At 65.8% G+C, this 14,512-nt stretch carries 16 protein-coding genes and 1 tRNA gene; 12 read left to right on the forward strand and 5 right to left on the reverse strand.

The window, feature by feature from the left end; genetic code table 11:
• Positions 1-148 precede the first annotated feature (148 nt).
• From HC028_RS19825 to HC028_RS19845, 5 genes are all read left to right on the forward strand, one after another.
• The gene (locus HC028_RS19825; RefSeq protein ID WP_168078872.1) at positions 149-439 is read left to right on the forward strand and encodes a hypothetical protein; all 291 of its coding nucleotides are present in this window, start codon (positions 149-151) and stop codon (positions 437-439) included.
• Positions 436-708, forward strand: coding sequence for a hypothetical protein (locus HC028_RS19830; RefSeq protein ID WP_168078873.1), 273 nt, complete (start codon positions 436-438; stop codon positions 706-708). Before HC028_RS19825 ends, HC028_RS19830 begins: the two co-directional genes overlap by 4 nt.
• A 472-nt stretch (positions 709-1,180) precedes the next feature.
• Complete coding sequence (locus HC028_RS19835; RefSeq protein WP_168078874.1) at positions 1,181-2,494, forward strand: AAA family ATPase; 1,314 nt, start codon at positions 1,181-1,183, stop codon at positions 2,492-2,494.
• Positions 2,491-3,348, forward strand: coding sequence for a DUF4435 domain-containing protein (locus HC028_RS19840; RefSeq protein ID WP_168078875.1), 858 nt, complete (start codon positions 2,491-2,493; stop codon positions 3,346-3,348). The genes HC028_RS19835 and HC028_RS19840 overlap by 4 nt, the downstream gene beginning before the upstream one ends.
• Before the next feature lie 626 nt (positions 3,349-3,974).
• Positions 3,975-4,934 (forward strand): DUF5677 domain-containing protein, encoded by a 960-nt coding sequence (locus tag HC028_RS19845; protein WP_168078876.1) that lies wholly within the window; start codon positions 3,975-3,977, stop codon positions 4,932-4,934.
• 54 nt (positions 4,935-4,988) lie between these two features.
• Here the strand turns inward: HC028_RS19845 and HC028_RS27795 are convergent, their stop codons facing one another.
• Genes HC028_RS27795 through HC028_RS19860 form a run of 3 tightly spaced genes read right to left on the reverse strand, consistent with a single transcriptional unit; the run spans position 4,989 to position 7,050 of the window.
• Positions 4,989-5,417 carry an NUDIX hydrolase gene (locus tag HC028_RS27795; protein WP_168078877.1) on the reverse strand — a complete coding sequence of 143 codons (429 nt, stop codon included), beginning with the start codon at positions 5,415-5,417 and terminating at the stop codon, positions 4,989-4,991.
• Complete coding sequence (locus HC028_RS27800) at positions 5,414-6,265, reverse strand: hypothetical protein (protein ID WP_239075565.1); 852 nt, start codon at positions 6,263-6,265, stop codon at positions 5,414-5,416. Before HC028_RS27800 ends, HC028_RS27795 begins: the two co-directional genes overlap by 4 nt.
• Positions 6,262-7,050 (reverse strand): UTRA domain-containing protein, encoded by a 789-nt coding sequence (locus tag HC028_RS19860; protein WP_168078878.1) that lies wholly within the window; start codon positions 7,048-7,050, stop codon positions 6,262-6,264. Before HC028_RS19860 ends, HC028_RS27800 begins: the two co-directional genes overlap by 4 nt.
• A 263-nt stretch (positions 7,051-7,313) precedes the next feature.
• Here HC028_RS19860 and HC028_RS19865 point away from each other — a divergent pair, with 263 nt between their 5' ends.
• The 3 genes from HC028_RS19865 to HC028_RS19875 all read left to right on the forward strand — a co-directional run bounded on the left by HC028_RS19865 (position 7,314) and on the right by HC028_RS19875 (position 9,838).
• The gene (locus tag HC028_RS19865) at positions 7,314-7,748 is read left to right on the forward strand and encodes a hypothetical protein (RefSeq protein WP_168078879.1); all 435 of its coding nucleotides are present in this window, start codon (positions 7,314-7,316) and stop codon (positions 7,746-7,748) included.
• Between the two features lie 142 nt (positions 7,749-7,890).
• Entirely contained in the window at positions 7,891-8,403 is a 513-nt protein-coding gene (locus HC028_RS19870; RefSeq protein WP_168078880.1) for a hypothetical protein, read from the forward strand.
• Position 8,404: 1 nt separating this feature from the next.
• On the forward strand, positions 8,405-9,838 hold the full coding sequence (locus HC028_RS19875) for an FtsK/SpoIIIE domain-containing protein (RefSeq protein ID WP_168078881.1): 1,434 nt from the start codon (positions 8,405-8,407) through the stop codon (positions 9,836-9,838).
• Positions 9,839-9,858: 20 nt separating this feature from the next.
• Here HC028_RS19875 and HC028_RS19880 read toward each other — a convergent pair whose 3' ends face one another.
• Positions 9,859-10,464 (reverse strand): hypothetical protein, encoded by a 606-nt coding sequence (locus HC028_RS19880; RefSeq protein ID WP_203981616.1) that lies wholly within the window; start codon positions 10,462-10,464, stop codon positions 9,859-9,861.
• Between the two features lie 26 nt (positions 10,465-10,490).
• Here HC028_RS19880 and HC028_RS19885 point away from each other — a divergent pair, with 26 nt between their 5' ends.
• From HC028_RS19885 to HC028_RS19900, 4 genes are read left to right on the forward strand one after another with little or no spacing between them, the layout of a single operon-like run.
• Positions 10,491-11,072 carry a DUF2637 domain-containing protein gene (locus tag HC028_RS19885; protein ID WP_168078882.1) on the forward strand — a complete coding sequence of 194 codons (582 nt, stop codon included), beginning with the start codon at positions 10,491-10,493 and terminating at the stop codon, positions 11,070-11,072.
• The gene (locus HC028_RS19890; protein ID WP_239075733.1) at positions 11,069-12,895 is read left to right on the forward strand and encodes a replication initiator; all 1,827 of its coding nucleotides are present in this window, start codon (positions 11,069-11,071) and stop codon (positions 12,893-12,895) included. The genes HC028_RS19885 and HC028_RS19890 overlap by 4 nt, the downstream gene beginning before the upstream one ends.
• Positions 12,888-13,082, forward strand: a complete 195-nt coding sequence (locus HC028_RS19895; protein WP_308442102.1) for a helix-turn-helix domain-containing protein — start codon at positions 12,888-12,890, stop codon at positions 13,080-13,082. The genes HC028_RS19890 and HC028_RS19895 overlap by 8 nt, the downstream gene beginning before the upstream one ends.
• A complete protein-coding gene (locus HC028_RS19900) occupies positions 13,079-14,215 on the forward strand; it encodes a tyrosine-type recombinase/integrase (protein ID WP_168078883.1) in 1,137 nt (378 codons plus the stop codon). The genes HC028_RS19895 and HC028_RS19900 overlap by 4 nt, the downstream gene beginning before the upstream one ends.
• A gap of 82 nt (positions 14,216-14,297) precedes the next feature.
• Here HC028_RS19900 and HC028_RS19905 read toward each other — a convergent pair.
• Positions 14,298-14,370 (reverse strand) — tRNA-Arg (locus HC028_RS19905).
• Positions 14,371-14,512 lie beyond the last annotated feature (142 nt).

Here is a 14,512-nt window from a genome sequence, read left to right on the forward strand (position 1 = left end):
GATCATGCAGGCTACACACTGTAACTGCTATGGGGTCGTTGTGCTCTCTAGGCTCTATAACTAACCTAGAGAGGTCACCAAATAGGCGAGCCCCGATCGGCGATGGCACCGCCAACCGGGGCTCTTGATCGGGAAGGAGCCCCGACCCATGTCCAGTATGAAGGCCCGCCATTATGCGCCCATCGCTCCGCTGGAGACTGAACCGTTCGGCTCATACACCGAGCCTGAGCAGCGTGAAGAGGCTCTGCGCGACGCGCTGCGCGGTGTGGAGTTGGGTACCTACGACCAGCGAATGATCGACTGGACGGTCAAGCGGTTCGACAACTCGGCCCTGCGCGTGCTGGTGAGCTGGCTGGAGCGCACGCGAAAGGCCGGGGTGGTCGCGGCACTGGAAGCCGACCAGGCGCGGCAGGCCAACCGAGGGCGGTTTGCGCGGTGACCGCGCATCAGCCGCTGCGGCCGAACTGGTCGTGCGTCGGCTGCGGGTACGCCTGGCCGTGCCCGAGTCGGCAGCGGCAGTTCCTGGCGCAGTACGAAGGCGCGGCGGTGAGCCTGGCACTGGTGCTGAGCGCCGCCATGGTTGAGGCGGCCGCCGACCTGCGCACCCTGCCGGCTGGCAGCCTGCACGACCAGTTCGTGGGATGGCTGCCGCAGTGCGCGCCGAACCCACGCCATGCGGCCCCGCCATCGGTGCCCATCCCGATGTAGAGCCAAGATCTGCCCCACCTGCGGCCCCACGCCTAGCGGCACCCTGCCGGGCGTGGGGCCGTTCGCTGCGGTTGAACATGCCTGACGCGGTGGGTCCCTGGTGGGTTCCGGCTAAATCAAAGGCCGGTATTAACCTACGTTTGAGCAGATAGATGTATGTGCGCCCGGCAGGATTCGAACCTGCGACCTTAGGATTAGAAGAAGATCATGTCGGGCTGGTGGGGGAGCGCCGTCGCTGTTCAGAGAGTCCGTAGCTGTCGGCCGGCGTCTGCTCTGGCTGGCGTACTTGGCTGTACGGATGGCTGTACAGCCAACTGTTACGGATGACGGCGCGCCAACTGGCCCGGAGCGCTGGCAACAGTCACACTATTCGCTATACAAACGTCCGGTATGGGACAGTTAGGACTGTCGCAAACCTGACAGACGGCCGAGTTCTGTTACGCCTTGCATAAGGTACCGTCTCTTAACGTCAATGAATGAGCATAGAGGTGATCTCGAAGTGCCGCAGTTGCGCCGGTTCAGAGTTGACGGGCTCTTTCACACTGCATACCACAAGATTGAATTTTCTACGGAAAGTCCAGTTACGTTGATTGCAGGCCCAAACGGCGTCGGGAAGACCCATATTCTGCGACTGATAAAGGCCATGTTGGCCGGCGATCTGGCGACGATTTCCGAAATTAACTTCGACTCAACTGAAGTTGAGTTCGGCGACGGTACACATCTCATTGTGGAACGTGTCATTCAGGGTGACAACGGCCTTATGTTGAGGGTTGAGGCCAAGGGACCGAAGGGTGGTCAAATCGGCCAGGCCGAGCTTCCCGATCCATCATCAATGGATGACCTCCCACTTCCTTTCCGTCGGCTGCCCGATGGAAGGTTCCTCGATGTGCGCACTGGACGCATTCATAATGCTGACTATATGCGCCGACGCTACGGCGTACCAAGCCGCTACGTACCGCCTTTCGTCATGGAGGCCGTGCCTTGGCTAGCGCGACTCCTTGAAGGCCGACAGACCATTTTTATTGACACCAAGAGGCTTGATACCCCACCCCAAGCCGGGGCATCAGAATCAGCAAACGCAAATGTGCCGGCATCGAGAATAGATGAGTACATTGAGCAGGTGAGAATCCAGGTCAACGAAGCGCGTCGCGCCTCGTTGTTGGAATCGCAGTCGGCAGATCAGAGCTTTGCGTCACGGGTGCTCCAAGGTGCGAGGACGACAGTCAGGAAGGATGAGCTGAAGCGTCGGTACGACGAAATCGCAGAACGCAACGCGGAGCTTTACCGCAACGGCCTTTCGAGTAATAGCGTTGCGGTTCAATTCCCAGCTAGTGGCGTGAATCCTACCGAGCGTCGCGTTTTGGCGGTCTTCCTTGAGGACTGGGAAAAAAAGATAGCACCGCTCTTGCCGGTCAATGAAAAGTTGAAAACGCTGCGGCGAATCATCAATGAGAAATTTATAGGCAAGACGCTTGAGTTGGATAAGTCGGGCGGATTGTCCTTCAAGACCGATGACGGGGAAGATATACCGGTTCGCTTCCTTTCGTCGGGCGAGCAGCACATATTGGCTCTCTTTACGATGCTGTTATTCTCAGCGAGCCGTGATTCAGTGGTTCTGATAGACGAACCAGAGATCTCATTGCACGCGGCATGGAAGCACGCCTTCCTGAACGATATCACCGATGTAGCGCGCATCGCGGATCTTCAGGTCATAATGGCAACCCACTCCAGCGGAATTATCAACGGGCAGTGGGATCTGGTTCAGGAGCTTGGATTACAGCGTTGAGCGCTCCCGAGATGAAATCGATTCGAGAATACGATCGCCCTGCGGATCGCATTAGGCAGCACCGGCAGGCCGATTTCCGCCCCCTCCTAGTCGTCGAAGGGCCAAGCGACGCCAGGCTCATGGTCGCCGCGTTTGAGGGAAAGTATGTTCCCTTCCCTGTGGGAAACAGGGGTATTGCCCTGGAGACCGCTCGACAGCTCCATGCATGGCGAACGAAGCAGTTCATGTGCGTTGTCGATCGCGATTTCGACGATGAAGTGGCGCGTGCTGAGGCAGAAGGTATCCCCATTCATGCCTACGAAAATGCGGACCTCGAAGCGATGTTGTGCGCGACGGATGCCCTGCGCCGAATCATTGCCGAATTCGGTAGCCAAGAGAAGATTGCATCCTTCGGTGGCATGCGGGCAGTGTTGCAGTCACTCTACAAAATAGTGGTGCCGGTAGCTAGGCTGCGGGCCGCGAACCAGCAGAAGCAGTGGGGGCTCGCGTTCGACAAGGTCGACCTTGCTGAAAAGATTGATGCAAAAACCCTTGAGCTCAGGGTGCGAAGCTACTGTGCGGCATTAAGTGCAACGGTGGGCAACAATCCTGGCCAATCGGCCCTTGTATCTGTGGCCGAGGGGCCCGATAAATCAGTCAGGTTACCTGTCTGCCCTCGGGGAGCTTCTCCGTACTATCGCGGTCGCGATCTATTGGCGGCATTGGGCGTAGCGTTGCGCAGGCAGATCGGTTCTTGCGCCAAAGCTGCGACGGAAACGGAACATCTAGCGGCGATTCTTCGAGTTGCGTCGTGTCCACTGATTATCAAATCGACCTGGGGCGAAGACCTTGAGGAATCGTTAGGGCAAACGTAGCGCCACATCGCGATTCGCGGGGGGTTGGAGCGTTTTCTGCGCTTGACCTGCTGATTGCGCGGACCGTTGTGAGGAAAGGTATGAAGACTATCTCGCCTGGCTGCCCGCTCGTGGACCCGTTCCCGGGTGCCTCCGCCTTCTGCCCTCCCGTCTGCCATCGACCCACCCATCGGGGAGCGGGCCAGGTCCAGGGCGCCAAGGTGGAGCGCCCTACCGGATGTACGACCTTGGCGCCCTGGACCTGGTCTGCTCGGCTTCGCCTGGGTCGATGACGGGCGGGAGGGTTCCTCCTCTCCCGGAGCCGGAGTGCCCCCGCCGGAGGCATCTGGGCATCAGCCGTCACGGAGCTGGTGCGGCCGGCCGGCGCGTGCGCGGCGGGCCGGAGGTCCAGAGCGCGACGCGCCGCGCCGGCACGGTCGCGCCGCGCTTGCGCGGCGCTCTTGATACATCAGAGGCAGATTCGGCAGTACATGCGATGTCGACGGAGCCACAGCCGGGCTGACGCTTGAGACGTTGGCCGATACGCCTAGCTTCCCGCCTATGCTGATCACCGTGACTGGAAAAGGGGTCGCTGCGGTTCGCGCAGCGGGGTGCTCATTGATCGGCTGAGATGGAACGGTGATCGAGTGAGTGTGGGTGTCGGGGCGGAAGGCGGCTACCAGCGGGGGCGCGAACCGACCCCCGAGGAACTCCGGTCAGGCGTTGCCGATCTCCTGTCTGAGGTCGACGCTGCGCTCGCAAGTAACCGGTGGGTGATCCTCGATACCGGCTCTGATTCGGTCAAGCAAAAGCTGTATGACGCTGCTGCACTTCGCCACTGCTGCCTGCTTCTCAAGGAGATCGAAGACGGGGCATGTGCTGGCCATGAATTGACCGTACGGATCCTCGGGAGATCCCATATCGAGGCGTGGGCCTTTGCCCTCTATCTTCATTTCGGCGGATACGAGGCCCTCGAAAGAATTGCCCAAGATACGCTTCACCAGGTCAACGTGATGAATCAGCAGATCGCGGAGTTTGACCAGTGGCTAGCCCAGGAGAAGCGCAAGGCTCGCAGGCGCCTCACGAAGGTTCGCCGTTTGAACGCCAGCCTCAAGAAGTGGAACGAGGAGCACCCTGACCAGCGCCCGAAGCCGCTTCACGACGAGCCTTACGTTCCTCGGCTCGTGTCGCATTCCATTGACCTGAGCGACCGAATCGCCGACTTTGGGACACTTCAACCTCAAAGCCTTGCGACAGCCGAGGTCATCGACGCCTTGACGAAGCTTGCGCCGGTGCGAGGCTTTGGAAGGGAAAGCTTCAGGCCGATCTACTTGATCTACCGGATGCTGTCAGGCGGTGCCACTCACCCGACCTTGAACGTGCTCGACTCGTACTTCCAGTACAGCCCGGGATTCATTCGTACTACACGAGAGCCGGGAACACCGTCGATTATCATGCATACGCGGGTAACTGCGCTTTACTCCACCGCATTTCTGGCGAGTTGGGTGCTCGGCGACGTGGGTTGTTCTACTCCGGTAGCAGACAAGCTGAGGACCTGGCTCGAACCTGATCCCACTGGTGGTAAGGGCTGGGCTCCCGGCGGCTGACCTCAAGTTGGGAGTGTGCCTCGCTGGTGCGGCGGATGCCTCGTTATGACGCCCCTACATCAACACATGGGTGCCGTCGTGAACCCGGACGGCCGGTTCGAGAGAGTCGAGTGCGTCAGTGACACGGACAGCAAAGGTCTCGGCCATCTGGGCGGTGACGGCGTCGCGGGTCCACCAGTCGACGCGCTGGGATTCCTCGGTCGGTCCGGGGTGGCCGCCGATGATGCGGGCGCGGAAGACCAGGGCGACGACGCCGAGCTTGAGGTTCTTGTACACGCCGGTGAGTCGTTCGGGCTCGATGAGGACGCCGGTTTCCTCTTCGACCTCGCGGCGGACGCCGTCGTGGATCGATTCGTGCAGTTCGAGGATGCCGCCGGGGATTTCCCACTTGCCGTTGTCGCGGCGCTGCACGACCAGGACCCGGTCGTGCTCATCGGTGATGACGGCGGCGACGCTGACGGAGTGGCGGTTGGGGGCGGTCACGGCTGGTCCTCCTCGAATAGGCACAGGGCGGCGGTGGCGTCGTCGTGGCGCTTGTAGCGGGGGCGGGCGTGTCCGTCGTAGTCGGCGTTCTCGGCGACGCGTACTTGGCGGATCAGCTCGTGTGGTCCATGGTCGGTGAGGAGATCGAGTAGGCCGCGCCAGTCGAACAGCTTGAACTGCTCGACCGCGGCGGACGCTCCGTCGGTGAGTAGGGCGGCTCGCCATACCCGGTCCGGGCCGTGCAGGGGCGCGGCGCCGGTGACCGCTTCGTAGGCTGCGGCGGGGTTGGCTGCGGCGATCCAGTACCCGTCCGGCTGGTTGGTGAGCTTGTGTTTCTCGGCCATTCTGGCGCGAACGCGTGCGACCTCCTCGACGCTGCCAGAGGTCGTCTGGTTGATCAGAGGGAGACGGTCCAGTTGCGCGACGGCGTTCTGGAATCGGTCGTCGGTGACGACCTGGATCTCGTCGCCGCGATCGAGGACGAGTGAGCTATCGGCGAGCACAAGGTAGTCGACGTAGCTGCCGGCGTTCTTGAGCAGGCAGACGGTGCTTGCGACTGTGCCGGGGTTGTCGAGGTCGCATCGGCCGCCGTGATCCTCACGGACTGCGCTGATCGCCTTGGCCAGGAGGTGACCGAGCGGGGCGTCCGGTTCACAGCGGTATCCAGTGACGAGATGGTGGGACAGTCGCTGGACGTACCAGGCCGCACCGTGATGGCAGCCGGTGTCCACGCCATCGGGGACGGACACGCCGTCGAGCACGCCAACCAGTCCGCCGACGGCGAAGCCCTGGTCCTCGTTGACCGCTCGGCCGGGGGCGGGCTCGGACGCGAGGCGAACGCGCATCATGACGATTCCGCTGTGGTGGTCGGCGTCTCGTCGTCCCAGCCGTAGCGCAGCGTCCACAGGTGGCCGGGCATGACGTGGATGCAGACTTCGACCGGGCGGTCCTCGGCGGTGTAGGCGACGTGCCAGATCTCGAACACCGGCTGCGTGCCTTCCAGATCGAGAGTGCTCTTTTCGGCGTCGGTGGGCATCCGAACGTTCACGTCCTCCGTGAACCGGACCGGCGCGTGTCCCAGCTCGGCGAGGCGGGAGTACGAGCCACCCTGGCCGGCGTCCTCCTGCAGCAGTTCCTTGCTGCCCTTGACGACCGACCACGGATAGTAGGAGTCCGCGACCTGGGTCGGCTCGTCGTTGGCGTACAGCACGCGGCGGCGGACCAGCGTCTGTTCGTTCTTGGACAGCGCCAGGACGGACGCGATCCGGTCGGTCGGGACTGTGCGGCCGATCTCGCGGTACTCGGTGCGCGATTGCAGGTTCAGGCTGCGGACTTCGACCTCACCCGCTCCGGTGCCCTGGGCGCGCGCGGCGTAGCGCTTCTTGGTGTCGCGCAGGATGCGGGGCAGCGAGCGGACGTAGGTACCCGAACCGCGTCGTACCTTTACGTCTCCCGAGGACCGGAGCAGCGTGATCGCCCGGTTGATGGTCACCCGCGAGACGCCGAGTTCGTCGGCGAGTCGTAGTTCGCTGGGCAGCGGACCGCCGGCCGGGTAGGTGCCGTCTTCGATCCGGCTGCGTAGAAGCTCGGCGATCTGTACGTACTGCGACTTCGGTGTCTCGATCACTGACACGGCGAGTTCCCTACTTGTAGGACGTATTACCCCAGCGTAGGGCACCCGTGTATTGCATGCACCCTCGGGCAAAACACGGTGCCCGTGAAGGTTGATATGCGCAGGTAGGCGGATCGCGCAAACATAAGTGGCCGTCGATCAGAAGAAGGACGTAAGACGTCTTGTGTCCACTAGTCCCGGGCCCTACCTTCGACGTAGGACGTACTACGTCCTACGGGCCAGGAACCGGCAGAGGGCCGGTGGCAGACAGGGAGGACGGAGCGATGTCGATCCCCAACGCAATGAAGGTGCCAGTGCCGTTCGACTTCGTGTTTCCGCACGGCGCGCTCTGCCTGGGTGTGGAGCCGGCGACGGACTTCGACAAGCGTGGCCAGGCCGATGACCAGGCGCGGGACAAGGAGACCGGCGAGCGGGTGTGGCTGGTCAAGGTGCTCGACCTGGACCCGGAGGCGGGCAAGTTCGGCGGGTCGAAGGAGGTCAAGGTCAAGGTCGTGGCCCCGGTGCAGCCGATCCCGCCGACCTCGGCGATCCCCGGCTACCCGCCGGCGGTCGAGTTCACCGGGATCACGCTCACGCCCTACGTGGACTCGCAGCGGTGCAAGGGCGCCGGGCCGAAGTGCAAGGCCCGGCTGGCGTGGTCAATCCGCGCCGAGGCGATGACCGAACCCCAGGCGGCCGGCAAGAGCAAGGCTGCCTGATCTAGCGCGTCGGGGGCGGGCTTCCTCCGCCAAGAGTCTTCCCGCCCCCGCGCCCAACCTTCATCCCGGGTTGCGAACGGAAAGAGGTTGTAATGCCCAAGATAGTTGACGCCACCCGCGTCACTTCGAAGGACGACGCGGTGTGGCGCGAGTGCGCCTGCTGCGGTCAGTTGCGGCCGCTGCCGCCGGATGCCTTGTTCTGCGACGACTGCGCCGCCCCGGCCCGGCCGACCGGCCCGGGGACGTGGTCGCGATGAGGACCCGCCGCCGCACCGCCCACGTACTCGCGGCGCCGGGCATCGACGCCGCCCGCCAGATCTACACCACCGTCCCATCGGACGCGGTCAAGGTCGCCGCGCTGGTCGAGATCGCGGCCGCCGCCGCATCGCTGGCCCGGACGGTGGTCAAGCTGCGCCACCTCGACCCGGACCTGATCGCCCCGCACGTGGCCGACCCGGTCGACCTGCGCGCGGTGCTCGGCCGGGGCCGGTGGCTGCCGACGATGACCCGGCACGTGCCGGTCCCGCCGACCGGCCCGGTCGACCTCGCGTCACTGGTGCCGCCCGTGCTGCCGACCCGCCGCCGGGTCACCCGCCGTCGCCCGGCCTCCGGACAGGGCTCGCTGTTTCCGCTCGCCGGCAGGGAGGTGAGCTGACATGCCGGTCATCAACCACGTGCGTGGGGACCAGGTCCCCGACTCGATGCTCAACGTGCGTACCCCGGTGGTGAAGCTGCCGCTGTGGCTGGTGCTGACCTGGTGGCTACTCAAAGGGCTGGCCCTGGCGGTGGTGCTGGCCTGCCGGTACTGGTACGCCACCGGCCCGACCGTGCTACTGGCCTGCCTGTACGTCGACTTCGGCTGGCTCGGCCCGGTCGGCCTGCTCGTAGGGCTGGCCGCGCTCGGGGCCGGCTGGCGGTTCGGACACCGCGCCTCGTTCGAGCGGTTCGGCTGGTGGCCGGCGTTGTCGCGCTGGCGGCGCTGGTGGTACCGGCGGCGGTGGCTGTCGGCCATGACCACCGCCAAGCTGACCGTGGCTTTCGACGGTCACGCGGTGGTGCCGATCCTCAAGCGGGTGCGCTCCACCGGGGCGGCCGACGTGCTGACCGTGCGGATGGTGACCGGGCAGATCCCCGACGACTTCGCCAGGGTGTCCGAGCGGTTGACTCACACGTTCGGCGCGCGGACCTGCCGGGTCATCCCGGCCGACCGGCCCGACCTGGTGACGTTGACCCTGCTGCGCGGCGACCCGCTCGCCGCTGTGGTCGCCCCGTACCCGGTACCGAGCGTGCCGGACCTGGCGGCGCTGCCGGTGGCCCGGCTGGAAGACGGCTCGACCTTCCGGCTGCGGCTGGCCGGCTCGCACGTGCTCATCGTCGGCGCGACCGGGGCCGGCAAGGGCTCCTGGCAGTGGTCGCTCATCGCGGCGCTTGCCGGCGGGGTCCGCGCTGGCCTGGTGCGGCTGCGGGTGCTCGATCCCAAGGGCGGCATGGAGATGGCCGCCGGCATCCCGCTGTTCGAACGGTTCGTGTGCGAGTCGTTCAGGCAGATGGCCGACGAGCTGGAAGAAGGCGTCGGGGAACTGCAACGGCGCACCGCCCGGCTACGCGGCCGGACCCGCCAGCACACACCTAGCACCGACGAGCCGGCGTACGTGTTCGTCATCGACGAGCTGGCCGCGCTGACGTCGTACCTGACCGACCGGCAGCTCAAGGACCGCATCAAGGCCGCGCTCGGGATCCTGCTCACCCAGGGCCGCGCCGTCGGCGTCTACGTCGTCGCCGCGCTCCAGGACCCCCGCAAGGACGTGCTGCCGTTCCGCGACCTGTTCCCGACCCGCATCGGCCTGCGGCTGACCGAGGCCGCCCAGGTCGACATGGTCCTCGGCGACGGCATGCGCGACCGGGGCGCGCTGTGCGACCGGATCCCGATGTCCATGCCCGGCACCGCCTACGTCGTACTCGACGGCGAGCCCACCCCGACCCGCGCCCGCGCCTCGTACTGGACCGACGCCCACATCGCCGATCTAGCCCGCGAGTACGGCTGGCTCCGCGTGGTCGACGGCGACTGGACCGAAGGAGGTGCGGCATGAGTCGCCATCCATGCCGTGCGTTATTCGGGCAGCGGGCCGGGGCTGGAGGGCTTGATGTCCACCACGATCATCTTGTCGCGGTACCGCTCCAGGTCGGGATAATGCCAGCTCTCGCCGTTGCGGATCTGGTGGAACCGGAAGGTGCCGTTGGTGTCGTTGACGCCGATGATGCACCGCACAGCACTCGGCTGCTCCAGGTCGTAGACCAGCCGGCTGAACATGAGGGCGAACGCCAGTCCGTGGCGCAACAGCGTCCGCTGGTCCTCCTCCGCGATGACTGGGGCGTCGTCGACGACGGCGACCGGGACCGGCACGCAGTCCTCCAGATGGAAGGAGCTGTCGCTGCACTCCCAGCCGGTCAGGTCACGGAAGATCGACGGCGCGCCCTCTGCGTTCCCCACCGAGTCGGCCCACACCAGCACGTCACCGCGACGCGTGATGCCGCGCGCCGCGACGGCCTCCAGGTCCGGCGCCAACCCTCCCGGCGGATGAGCAGCCTGGGGGACGGTCAACAGACCGAGGGCCTGGACAGCCGCGTCGTTCATGGTCAGGGACAGCACGTCGGCAAGAATGCCACGGTCGCCCCGGCCGGGATGGCTCCGATGCTCGGCACCGGTGTGTCTCACGCTCGCCGGCAGAACGGCGGTGTCGTATGACCGCCCGTTATGACGCCACCGAAAAGGTCGAGGGCGTCGTCCAGGTCGTCATCCTCCTGGCCGTGGCCGGTATGTCCGGCGCGGCGAGCTTCACCCACGTGCACGACTGGACCATGCACAACAGCCCGGCCGGCACCGGGGACTGGTTCGGCTGGGCCAACGCCGTCATCTCCGACCTGATTCCGCTTGGGGCCGGGCTGGAGGTGCGTCGCCGTCGCCGCCGGGGCGTGCCGGTCGGCTGGTACCCGCTCGCGCTGATCGGCGCGGCTGCGGCGCTGTCGCTGGCCGGGCAGATCGCCGAAGCCAAGCCTGGCTTCTCTGGCGCGCTGCTGGCCTCCGTGCCCGCGCTGGGCTTCCTGGCCTTGTCCAAGCTGGTGCTGTCCGGGCCGACCACGGGCACTCCGGCCCCGGCCGCATCAAAGCTGGCCGACCCGGCCCCGGTCGCTGACTCGGTCGAGCTGGTCGACGTGCCGGCTGCTGTCGACACGCCAACCCGACCCGCCTCCGTGGTGCCGATCCCGGCCGACGCCTTCACCCGCGTCAACGGCACCACCGTCCGTACTGGAGCGGCCCGATGACCACCCCCACCATCACCCCGACCCTGGCCGAGGACGCCATGCCTCGGCCGGGTTCCCGGGCTGCCCGTCTCAAGCTGCCCCGCGCGGTCGACGCGCTCAAGAACCTCGCCGACGACTATGGCGTGTGCGTCCGCCCGGTGACCCTGCGTCAGACCGACCTAGTCACCGGGGTCACCGAGCTGATCGACCTGCCCTGCGGGGCGACCCGCGAGGACAAGTGCCCGTCATGCGCCAAGCGGGCCAAGCGGCTGCGGCAGCGCCAGATCCGCGAGGGCTGGCACCGTACCGACGAGCCGAACCCAGGCCCCGATCCCGCCACCCCGGAGCAGAAGGCCCTCATCGCGCTGCGGGCGCATCTGGAGTTTGAACGCGCCGACGCCGAACGCACCGCCCGCTGGGATCAGGTCGCCGATCTCGACGCCGCGATTGACGAGGTGGAGCAGGCGATCGCCGCCGGGGGGCTGCGCGGCCGGATCGCCCCACCCCACGACGACGCCGACGACAAGGACGAGCCGAAGAAGTCGAAGAAGAAGCGCTCGACACGGCGGCGGCAGGACGTGCCCGACCTGCCCCGGCAGAAGGTCGAGGCCCGTACTGTCGGCCGGACCTACACCGCCCCGGACGGGTCGGTGCATCAGCCGTCGATGTGGCTGACCCTGACCCTCGACTCGTACGGTCCGGTCCATGGGCAGCGCAAGGCCAGCAACGGCAAGCCGCTGCCGTGCCGCTGTGGACGGTTCCACTCCGACGTTGACCCGCTCATCGGTGTGCCGGTCGACCCGAGCACGTACGACTACAGGAGGGCGGCCTGGGACGCGGTGCACTTCCCTCGGCTGCTGGACCGGTACTGGCAGAACCTGCGCCGCTGCGTGGGCTGGAACGTCCAGTACGCCGGCTGCGTCGAGCCGCAGAAGCGTCTCGCCCCGCACGCCCACTTCGCGATTCGGGGCAGCATCGCCCGCACCAGCCTCGTGCGGGTCGCCGCGGCGACCTACCACCAGGTCTGGTGGCCGCGTGCCGAAGCGCCCCGCTACAGCGTCGAGCATCCGCCAGTGTGGGACGACCAGGCCACGACCTGGGTCGACCCCGACACCCGGCAGGCGCTGACCACCTGGGCTGACGCCCTGGCCGTCCTCGACGACGACCCAGACGCCGAACCCGCGCACGTGGTGCGCTTCGGTGAGCAGGTCAAAGCACGCGGCGTGGAGGTCGGCTCCAAGGATGTCGACCGCACCATCGGCTACATCACCAAGTACGTCACCAAGAACGCCGCCGACTGCCACACCATCACCACCGACCCGCAGCGAGACCACCTCGACCGGCTCTGGCGCGAACTCCGGGTGACCCCGTGCTCGGACCGGTGCGCCAACTGGCTGCTCTACGGCATCCAACCCAAGAGCCCCCACGGCCGGCTACGACCGGGCAACTGCAAGGGCAAGGTCCACCAGAAAGCCACCCTCGGCATCGGCGGCCGACGCATCCTCATCTCCCGCGACTGGTCCGGCAAGACCCTCGCCGACCACCGCGCCGACGCCCGCGCCTGGGTCAAAGCCCTGCTCGGTGTGTCCACCGACCACGAACACGTCGACCCGGCCGCCGTCGATCGCGAGCCCGGCACCCCGGCCCCGGTCGCCTGGGAACTCGCCCGGCCCACCGACCCCGACCTCAAGCCGCTGGAACACCGGCTGCTGCGCGCCATCTCCCAACGCATCCAGTGGCGCGCCGAGCTCGCCGCCGCCCGCGACCGCGCCGGCGTCGGTCCACCCGGACATGTTTCGGCAACTGACGCTCAGACCAAAGAGGAGGTAGATCAGCGTGGTTAGGCGACATGATATTGAGAGGCGCAGTGTTCGTCCGGCTGAAGCTGCCGCACTTCTGGGCGTTTGCCGGGACACCATTTATGTTCTGATGCGTTCTGGGCGGCTGCGGTCGGTCAAGCTCGGCCGTGCTCGGCTCATCCCAGTAGCCGCCATTGAGGAGCTGCTGGCGGATTCCGAGGATGCGGCATGAGCGGCAATCGTCGGCGGTCACACGGCGAGGGCTCGGTATTCAAGTACCGGGACGGGTTCGCCGCAGTTATCGACCTGGGCTGGGTCGGGGGAAAACGTCGGCGGAAGTGGGTGTACGGCAAGACTGAGCGCGAGACGCTCGGCAAGCTGGCCGATCTGCGTCGCCGGCAGGAGCAAGGCCAAGACCTCACGGCCGCCCCGCGCACTCTGGGTGAGTGGCTGGACGAATGGCTGCGGATGAAGGAGCGTGACGGCACCCGGCCGCTCACCCTGCGCGGCTACCGAGTCCTGATCGAAAACCACATCCGCCCGGCGCTCGGAAAGGTGGCGCTCGACAAGCTGAGTCCGACGATGGTCCGGCGGCTCCTGACGGATAAGACGGACCAAGGCCTTTCGGCAACCACGGTGCGGCATGTACATGGGCTCATTCGTAACGCCTTGGGCGACGCTGAGCGGGAGGAGCTGGTGCACCGCAATGTCGCTCGTGCCGTTCGGCCGCCCTCTATGAAGCGACCGGAACGGCGAGCGCTTACGGTGGAAGAAGCCAGGCGACTGCTGGGCGTACTTAAGGGCCACCGCCTGGAGGCGCTGTACGTAACCGCGTTGACGGTCGGTCTTCGTCGTGGTGAGTTGCTTGGGCTTCGCTGGCACGACATCGATTTGGATGCTGGCACGTTGACCGTTCGGCAGACGGTGCATCGCGTGGATGGGCGCCTGGAGTTCGCCGAGCCGAAGACTGACCGGTCACGCCGTACGGTGCCGGTGCCTCCGCCGACGATCGAGCTTCTCCGGACGCACCGACGACGGCAGGTGGCAGATCGCCTGGCGGCGGGGGAGCGGTGGCAGGATCACGGCCTTGTCTTCGCCTCCCGCGTCGGTACGCCGATCGAGCCGGACAACCTCGACCGAAGTTGGCACGTGCTTCGGGCCAACGCTGGCCTGGACTGGTTGCGCATCCATGACCTGAGGCATGCCTGCGCGACGTTCCTACTGGCTTCGGGTGCCTCACCTCGAACGGTGATGAAGATGCTCGGACACAGCCAGATCGGGCTGACTATGAACACATACGCCCACGTGCTCCCCGAAATCGAGCGGGCCGCCGTCGACGCCGCGACAGAGCATCTGTTCGGCTGATGGCTGTACGAATGGCTGTACGGGCAGTGCGACGGGGGGAAGCGGCCATCAGCGTAGGGCGGCTGACCTGGTGGAATGCGTGCGCGCCCGGCAGGATTCGAACCTGCGACCTTAGGATTAGAAGTCCTCTGCTCTATCCACTGAGCTACGAGCGCTAGTACGACGCCACGCTGCGTCGCGGGAAAAGGCTACCGCCATACCACGCCTCCATGCTGGTCGAAAGGCCTGACGGCTGGTCTGATTTCCCATCATCTACTCAGGCGATGCAGGGAACCACACTCAGTAATTACGCCTTTC

It is taken from the genome of Planosporangium flavigriseum (assembly GCF_011947225.1).
GTDB classification, from domain to species: domain Bacteria; phylum Actinomycetota; class Actinomycetes; order Mycobacteriales; family Micromonosporaceae; genus Planosporangium; species Planosporangium flavigriseum.

Coding starts and splice junctions, on each gene's coding strand:
- HC028_RS27800 (WP_239075565.1), bottom strand. CDS start 6,265: ATGATGCGCGTTCGCCTCGCGTCCGAGCCCGCCCCCGGCCGAGCGGTC.
- HC028_RS19835 (WP_168078874.1), top strand. CDS start 1,181: ATGAATGAGCATAGAGGTGATCTCGAAGTGCCGCAGTTGCGCCGGTTC.
- HC028_RS19890 (WP_239075733.1), top strand. CDS start 11,069: ATGACCACCCCCACCATCACCCCGACCCTGGCCGAGGACGCCATGCCT.
- HC028_RS19875 (WP_168078881.1), top strand. CDS start 8,405: ATGCCGGTCATCAACCACGTGCGTGGGGACCAGGTCCCCGACTCGATG.
- HC028_RS19825 (WP_168078872.1), top strand. CDS start 149: ATGTCCAGTATGAAGGCCCGCCATTATGCGCCCATCGCTCCGCTGGAG.
- HC028_RS19900 (WP_168078883.1), top strand. CDS start 13,079: ATGAGCGGCAATCGTCGGCGGTCACACGGCGAGGGCTCGGTATTCAAG.
- HC028_RS19885 (WP_168078882.1), top strand. CDS start 10,491: ATGACCGCCCGTTATGACGCCACCGAAAAGGTCGAGGGCGTCGTCCAG.
- HC028_RS19865 (WP_168078879.1), top strand. CDS start 7,314: ATGTCGATCCCCAACGCAATGAAGGTGCCAGTGCCGTTCGACTTCGTG.